Annotated in this window: 5 protein-coding genes and 1 pseudogene; 3 read left to right on the forward strand and 3 right to left on the reverse strand. The window is 35.2% G+C overall.

Annotated elements, in window-relative coordinates; genetic code table 11:
• Positions 1–155 precede the first annotated feature (155 nt).
• Entirely contained in the window at positions 156–1634 is a 1479-nt protein-coding gene (locus B2Z27_RS14220; protein ID WP_286814138.1) for a sensor histidine kinase, read from the reverse strand.
• Positions 1635–1903: 269 nt separating this feature from the next.
• Here B2Z27_RS14220 and B2Z27_RS14225 point away from each other — a divergent pair, with 269 nt between their 5' ends.
• The 3 genes from B2Z27_RS14225 (at position 1904) to recQ (ending at position 5377) form a co-directional block, all read left to right on the forward strand.
• Positions 1904–2590 carry a GNAT family N-acetyltransferase gene (locus B2Z27_RS14225; RefSeq protein WP_286814139.1) on the forward strand — a complete coding sequence of 229 codons (687 nt, stop codon included), beginning with the start codon at positions 1904–1906 and terminating at the stop codon, positions 2588–2590.
• A 188-nt stretch (positions 2591–2778) separates the two neighbouring features.
• Positions 2779–3111, forward strand: a complete 333-nt coding sequence (locus B2Z27_RS14230) for a single-stranded DNA-binding protein (protein WP_058104152.1) — start codon at positions 2779–2781, stop codon at positions 3109–3111.
• 181 nt (positions 3112–3292) lie between these two features.
• Positions 3293–5377 carry a DNA helicase RecQ gene (gene recQ, locus B2Z27_RS14235; RefSeq protein WP_286814142.1) on the forward strand — a complete coding sequence of 695 codons (2085 nt, stop codon included), beginning with the start codon at positions 3293–3295 and terminating at the stop codon, positions 5375–5377.
• Between the two features lie 23 nt (positions 5378–5400).
• Here the strand turns inward: recQ and B2Z27_RS14240 are convergent, their stop codons facing one another.
• Together B2Z27_RS14240 and B2Z27_RS14245 are read right to left on the reverse strand one after the other, a co-directional pair.
• Complete coding sequence (locus B2Z27_RS14240) at positions 5401–6555, reverse strand: gliding motility-associated C-terminal domain-containing protein (RefSeq protein ID WP_286814140.1); 1155 nt, start codon at positions 6553–6555, stop codon at positions 5401–5403.
• A gap of 26 nt (positions 6556–6581) precedes the next feature.
• Positions 6582–7512, reverse strand: a pseudogene (locus tag B2Z27_RS14245) (hypothetical protein); the annotation flags it as partial.

The following is a 7512-nucleotide window of genomic DNA, read 5'->3' on the forward strand; positions in this document are numbered from 1 at the left end:
AGAATTTTTAAGTTAGGAAAAAAATGATTCTTTTAAGAAGATAATTGGAACTGGTTTGTAAAACAGTACTCTTTTAAGCCACAATAGCTTTTGAGAAGGTTTATGTTACTTTGGATTGTAGGGTGAGCCTATACATCAATGCTTTGTAAGGTATCTTAATCTGGTAAAATGTTCTCAAAACTTAGGGTGAACTTAGTGCCTTTGTTGATTTCGCTTTCGCATATTATTTTTCCACCATTCATTTCTGCAAAATCTTTTGTAATCAAAAGCCCAAAACCGGTACCGACTTCACCTTTGGTGCCTTTTTTGGTTTGGGGACAATGTTCGTTTTTTGAATTGAACCAATCTACTTGCATACCTGTTCCAAAATCTTCAACGATGATGTCAATTGTATCGGAGTTACATTTTGAAGAGAACATAATTTTTTGACCGTGTTCACTGAACTTTATAGCATTTGATAAAAGGTTACGCAGCATAACCTTTAACATATTCTGGTCTATGTAAATAACGGGACATAAAACTTCTTGTTCTATAGTTATATTTTTATCAAGTGCAGCCCGTTCAAATTCCTTTATGATAGTAATGAAAATTGCATTTAAATCACATTGTTCTTTATGTACCCTAACACCTTCTAGTTGTTTGTAAGACCAGTCTAACAAAGTGTTGATCATTGATACCCTGTCATTGACATCACTTTTTAATTTGGATGTAATTTCCTTTAATGGACTATCTGATAATTTATCTTCTATCAATTCAATTAAGGTACTAACATTGTTCAGTGGTCCTCTTACATCATGTGTAAGCAAGGAGAATAGTTTGTTTTTTAATTTATTTACTGTTTCAAGTTCTTTATTTTGAATTTCAAGTTCCTTTTTGGCTAATTGTAATTGTTTGGTTTGCACATCAACTTCATATTCTAATCTATTATTGGCCTCTACCTGTATTCTCTTATTTTCATCTTGAATAGATTTGAATTTGAAACCCATTAATATGGAGAAAAGTATGATCTGTAAGGTTATTAAAATTGAGGTGATTAATAATATATAGTCAGTTTTGATATTGAAAAAATAACTTAACAACCAGGTAATTACGTATAAGATCGAGGCTAAAAGGTAAGGTGTGTAGGAATAGAGGTAGTATTTATTGAATTTTTCTGCATGAAATAATTTAACTCCTGAGATGATATTTAATATCATGGTTGCCAATGCGGTAAAAGCGGCTAATAATTCTAGAAGTTTGCTAAAGGTATTGTAGCCAGCGATAATGATGTTAAGAATATGAATAATGGTTAAGGCAATTGTTGTTACAATTAGAAATTTATAGGTTTTGTTTAACCTTGGTGTCTTATACTGGTTTATGGTAAGATAATTCCTTGTAAAGATTAAAAACCCAAAGGTGGTAACCATAGCCGTGATCAACGATGTATTTTGAACTAGTAGAGAAAAGCTCTTATCTGCATCGAACAGCAATAAATAGAGCGTAAAATGAGCGGTTAAGCCTATTAATATAACACAGTAGTAAAGTAATGCCTTATACCTTAGAATTATGTAAAGTAATATGTGATAGATTGCAAAAACACCAAATATTGCCGTAAAAATAAAGGTTTCAAAATATTGATAATCAATAACGTTCATAAGTGTAATAGGTGTATTAGGTGATACAAAAAGAAGTTTTCATTGTAACTTCTAGCCTATACTATTCCAGAACATGTAGAATATAGGTTTTCAAAATGGTCGGTTTACTTATTTCTATGTTTAAAATAGATAAAAAAGCTAATTTAATTAAACAATATTCATGTTTTAGCATTAAAAAGCATGTTAATGATAGTTATTTAACAAAAATCTTTACTAGTCGTAATTTTATAGTTAGCTAAGATTTAAATTGTACTGTTTATATTTATATAATGACAGCGTTAGAACAGCAACTTAAAAATCCGGTGTGGTATTCCTTAAATGAAACTCACAAAAAATTTGCGGTTAAGTATAAGGAAGTATTATTTTATGATCAAGAAGTGTGCACATTTGGTGCATTTTTTGATGAAGATAGAACCACTGCCGCTTCAAACCAATACCTTAAAACTACCGATAGTTTTTTCTTTGTATCAGAAAATAAAACTCCAAAAGTTGATAGTGCCAATGTTTCTTTGGAAAAGAAAATAGATGGTTGTCAAATGGTTCTGAATGAGTTGTCAGATGTTTTTATCACTGAGGAAATTGTTTTATTGGGAGATGAACATATCAATGAAATATATGATTTGGTTTGGTTGGTAATGCCCGGATATTACAGAAGAAGAACTTTTGAAATGGGTAATTACTACGGTATTTTTAAGGAAGGTAAATTGGTTTCAATAACAGGTCAACGAATGCAAACAGATCTTTTTATTGAGGTTAGTGCCGTTGTCACCCATCCGGATTTTACGAGACGAGGACTTGCAAAACAACTAATTGCACATACAACAAAGGAGATTCTAAAAGAGAATAAGAAGCCCATTCTTCACACCAATAAGGGTAACTCTGCAATACCTCTGTATGAAAAATTAGGATATACTTTAACTAGAGATATGAATTGGTGGTTATATCGTAGAAAATAATATAACTCTTCTGTGTTTTGTAAATTACTGTAAATCAATAATAAAAACGTTTATAAACGAATGTAAACGACAACAAACGATAGTAAGCGTTTACATACCGAATAAAATTTTAATGCTGTTCTAGGTTTGCGGTGTTGGGCTATAGTAGCTTGATAGTATGAACTGTTAAACCATTAAATTTTAGTAAGATGAACGCATTAAAGAACAAAGTACAGTTGATTGGACATTTAGGGCAAGACCCAGAAATTGTAAACTTGGAAGGAGGCAACAAATTGGCAAAATTTTCCATTGCTACCACAGACAGTTACAAAAATGCAAACGGAGAAAAAGTAGACGATACCCAATGGCATAATATTGTAGCGTGGGGTAAGACTGCTGAAATCGTAGAGAATTATTTGATAAAAGGCAAACAGGTTGCTATAGAGGGAAAGTTAACCCATCGCTCTTATGAAACCAAAGAAGGTGATAAAAGATATATTACCGAAGTTAGATGTAATGAGCTGTTGATGTTAGGAAAGTAATAATTACTATCAGGTCTTTGGACTGTGCTAAAAACGGGTTGACACATAACTGGATATTAGGAGTTAATTATGTGTAAAGTTCAGTTGGCACCATTAAATCGGCTTTATAAATGTAGATGAATGCAAGTCTTAGTACAGTCGAAGACCTTTTTGGTATTCAAACTTCTTATTTTTGCAAAACATGATAACACAAGAGCAAGAGTTACTTCCCTTATTAAAGAAATATTTTGGTTATGATTCCTTTAAACCGAATCAGCTATCAATTATTGAAGATGCATTGCAACAAAAAGATGTATTGGCGATAATGCCAACAGGTGGTGGTAAATCCCTTTGCTATCAATTAACGGCTCTGGCACTTGAAGGTACCGCAATTGTGATTTCACCACTTATAGCGTTAATGAAAGATCAGGTGGATGTGCTTAAAGCTAACGGTATAGCTGCAGAGTACTACAACAGCTCTCAGTCTGTAGAAACACAACAAGAAATTCTTGGAAAGTTAGAGAGAGGAGAGTTGAAACTATTTTACGTTGCTCCTGAAAGTTTAGGCTTCTTTAATAACATTCTCGGGAACTTAAAAATAAGTCTTTTCGCAGTTGATGAGGCACATTGTATCTCTTCATGGGGACATGATTTTAGACCGGCTTATACTCAGCTCGGCGGATTGAAAAGAAGGTTTTCTAATATTCCTTTTATGGCTCTTACCGCAACTGCCGATAAGACTACACAAGATGACATTGTTGATCAATTAAGTATTCCGAATGCCAATCGCCATTTAGCTTCTTTTAATAGACCTAACCTGTATCTGGATGTAAAACCTGCCCAAGATAGAATAAAGCATATATTAGAATTTTTAGAGGAGCGTCCTTTTGAAAGCGGTATTATCTATTGCCTTAGCCGTAAAAGTACCGAGGCTATTGCAGAGAAATTGCGCAATGCGGGTTTTAAGGCCAAAGCTTACCATGCAGGTATGTCTTCAGATGAGCGATCATTGGTGCAAGAAGAATTTATTACGGACAAAGTACCGATCATTGCAGCCACAATTGCATTTGGTATGGGTATAGACAAAAGTAATGTGCGTTGGGTCATACATTATAATTTACCTAAAAATATAGAAGGGTATTATCAAGAGATTGGTCGTGGTGGTAGGGACGGACTGCCAGCACATGCCTTGTTGTTCTATAGTTTTGCAGATGTAGCGCAATTACGAAGGTTTATAACCCAAAGTGAAAATGCAGATGTTGAATATGCTAAATTAGAGCGCATGCAACAGTTTGCCGAAGCCTTAAGTTGCCGTAGGATTGCATTGTTGAACTATTTTGGAGAACAAGTTACCCAAGGTTGTGGTAATTGTGATGTATGTACCGCACCGCCTGCTTATTTTGATGCTACGGTATTGGCTCAAAAAGTATGTTCCGGAGTTGCCAGACTAAAGGAGCGTGAGCCTATGGGTATGGTGATTGATGTTTTAAGAGGGGCAAAAAACGCACAGGTATTAGAGAAGGGATATCAGCATATAAAAACCTATGGTGCCGTAACAGATGTTGCATGGTTAGATTTACAGCAGTATGTAATTCAAATGTTGAACCAAGGTATTTTGGAAATCAACTTTAGGGAAGGGGCTAGGATCGGGTTAACACCTTTGGCAAACGAAGTTTTGTTTTCCGGTAAAAAAATACAATTGGCCGTTTTACAAAAAGCCGTGGAAAAGAAAAAGGCACCATCCAAATCAAGAGTGAAGAAAACCGATTTATTCGAAAAACTACGATTGCTTAGGCAACAGATCGCAACAGAACAGAATGTTCCTGCTTATGTAGTTTTTGGTGACGCCAGTTTAAAAGATATGGAAGCCAAGTTACCTAAGAACGAAACGGAATTTATGGAGGTGTCCGGAGTAGGGCAGGCGAAATTGGAGAAGTATGCAGATGTGTTTTTGCAGGAAATTAAAAAGCATGTAGGCACTAAAAAATCTAAAAAGAAAACTCACGATCAAACTTTTGAATTGTTTTCTGACGGATTATCGGTTTCTGAGATAGCCACGCAAAGAAACCTATCTGAAAACACCATTTACGGACATTTAATGAAAAAACATGCCGAAGGTGAGGAGCTAGATTTAGATCAGTTTGTTGACGCTAAAGAAATGGCACAAATAGAAAAAGCCAAATCAGAATTAACCGATGCTACAGGGTTGAAAGATTATTTTGAATACTTTGAAGAAAAAGTGCCTTATTGGAAAATTAAGTTTGCGTTGTATATGTTGGATGACTGACTTTAATAGTACTATGCTTCAGATTATCGGTCGATATATAAATAGCCTTGTATTGAAAATTCTCCTCCATTTACAGCTGCTATATAGTAATAAATACCTTGGGCTAAACCTGCATCTCTATCTAAAGCAGATATTGTTTTTCCGGTATTTCCATCAAATTCATCGGTATAATTTTGTGCTTCAAAAACAAGTAATCCATTTCTATCGTAAATATGGAGTACGTTATTTTCATAATCCGCTAGTTCTTCAATAATAAACTTGTCGTTTATACCATCACCATTCGGACTAAGCATATAATGATAACTGTTTAGTGGAATTTCTGGTTGTTCGTTTTCATTTTGGTTAAAAATTCCAAAAGTAATTGCGGCGTAATCATTGGGTATAAAAGGTTCTGAGCTTAAAAATCCACTGTTCAAGTCGCCTGTATTCCCTCTGCCTCCTAAGCTTTTCCATTGAGATGTAGAAATATGATAACCAACTATTTCAATGTCATTGATATCATCGGTAATTCTTTCTATGCTGCTACGTTCATTCCAATCAATTGTTATTGAAACTTGGTGAGCTCCTTTTAGTATCCAAAATTCGTTAGTGTTGATCTGTGCTATTTCTTCATTACTATAAAACGGATGGTTCTTTGTAGAATCTTCAAATATATAGCAGGCCATATATTTAAGATTCAATAGCGTACTTTCAACAGAGATGGGTCTTAAAAAGATATTGTCTCCTGTAGGAAATATAAAGTGTTCTTGAACATTAGCTTTAACAAAACCATTCATTTTAGAAAAATCAGATGATCCGGTTGAAAAAGACATTTGGCTGAATTCCAAATAGTTGATGCTATCTGTTTTTGTGGTTTCTAAATCTCCTAAAATAAAATTTACATTATTGCTGATTGTAACAGGTACATTTAATAATATGCTTGAAGCATTTGCTATTTCTAAATCATAGAGTTTTGGTTCTACGTTTCCTGAAATATGATAAGAACTTTCTCCGTACAGTCCAACTAATCCACTATTACTAAAAAAAAAGCCGTCATTTATTATTGGTCCAAAAAATCCCACTTGCCCATTAGTATGAACTTCAAAATCTCCATGGTTTCTCATTTTTTGTCCTTGTAATTGCATGGCAGTTACTAAGAATAGCAATATAAATGGGTATGTAAAATTTTTATATTTCATAAAATGGGATGTTAGAAGAATGAACTTTAAAGTGATCTTTTCAATTTTAACTCTGCATTTAAAACTTGAGATATACCAGTTGAAGCTAAACTTCTAGACATTCTTAATTCAATAACATCGTTGCCATTACTTGTATATTCAAAAAATCTACTCGTTGGGGCAGAGGTAATGTTTAGAACTTTTGGCCAAAGGTTCAATACTGGAGTAACTCGTGTACCATTTACATAAATAGCGAATCTGTTTTTAAATATTCCCAATGTCTCTAAAATTTCCCATTGGATTTCCCCTACATATTTTGCTCCTGGGATATTACTTAATACGGGATTAAAGGTATGTGCCACTATACTCAATTCAACTGTGTCTGCGTTAAGAAGGCTTGAAGTGCTAAAAGTAGTTGACTGGGTTAGTATTTCTATTTGCAGATATGATATTAACGCAGAGGTGCTTAAGGTTGTAATGGCATCTGCATTGTCTAAATTCTGAACAATTGCTGATGCGCCATCAGTTCCTTCAAGACTAGTAAGCCATTCCGATTCTGTTCCGGAGTATCCATTGTTCACTGCAATCTGGTAAGCGCTAAGTCCGTCAGCGCCTGTAGCTCCGTCGTTTCCGTCATTACCATCTGCACCTTCAATGCTAGTAAGCCATTCCGATTCCGTTCCGGAGAATCCGTTGTTCACCGCGACTTGGTAAGCGCTAAGTCCGTCAGCGCCTGCAGCCCCTGTAGCACCATCATTTCCGTCAGCACCATCTGCACCTTCGAGACTGGTAAGCCATTCCGGTTCCGTTCCCGAGAACCCGTTGTTCACTGCAATTTGGTAAGTGCTAAGTCCGTCTTCGCCTGCAGCACCTGCTGCTCCGGTTGCACCTGTAGCTCCGTCGTTTCCGTCTGTACCTTCGAGACTGGTAAGCCATTCCGATTCCGTTCCCGAAAACCCGTTGTTCACTGCAATTTGG

Source organism: Maribacter sp. UBA3344 (assembly GCF_002362375.1).
In the GTDB taxonomy this organism is placed as follows: domain Bacteria; phylum Bacteroidota; class Bacteroidia; order Flavobacteriales; family Flavobacteriaceae; genus Maribacter; species Maribacter dokdonensis.

What these genes read in the sequence shown, in the direction of transcription:
- B2Z27_RS14220 (WP_286814138.1), bottom strand. Translation starts at nt 1,634, where the DNA reads ATGAACGTTATTGATTATCAATATTTTGAAACCTTTATTTTTACGGCA.
- B2Z27_RS14225 (WP_286814139.1), top strand. Translation starts at nt 1,904, where the DNA reads ATGACAGCGTTAGAACAGCAACTTAAAAATCCGGTGTGGTATTCCTTA.
- B2Z27_RS14230 (WP_058104152.1), top strand. Translation starts at nt 2,779, where the DNA reads ATGAACGCATTAAAGAACAAAGTACAGTTGATTGGACATTTAGGGCAA.
- recQ (WP_286814142.1), top strand. Translation starts at nt 3,293, where the DNA reads ATGATAACACAAGAGCAAGAGTTACTTCCCTTATTAAAGAAATATTTT.
- B2Z27_RS14240 (WP_286814140.1), bottom strand. Translation starts at nt 6,555, where the DNA reads ATGAAATATAAAAATTTTACATACCCATTTATATTGCTATTCTTAGTA.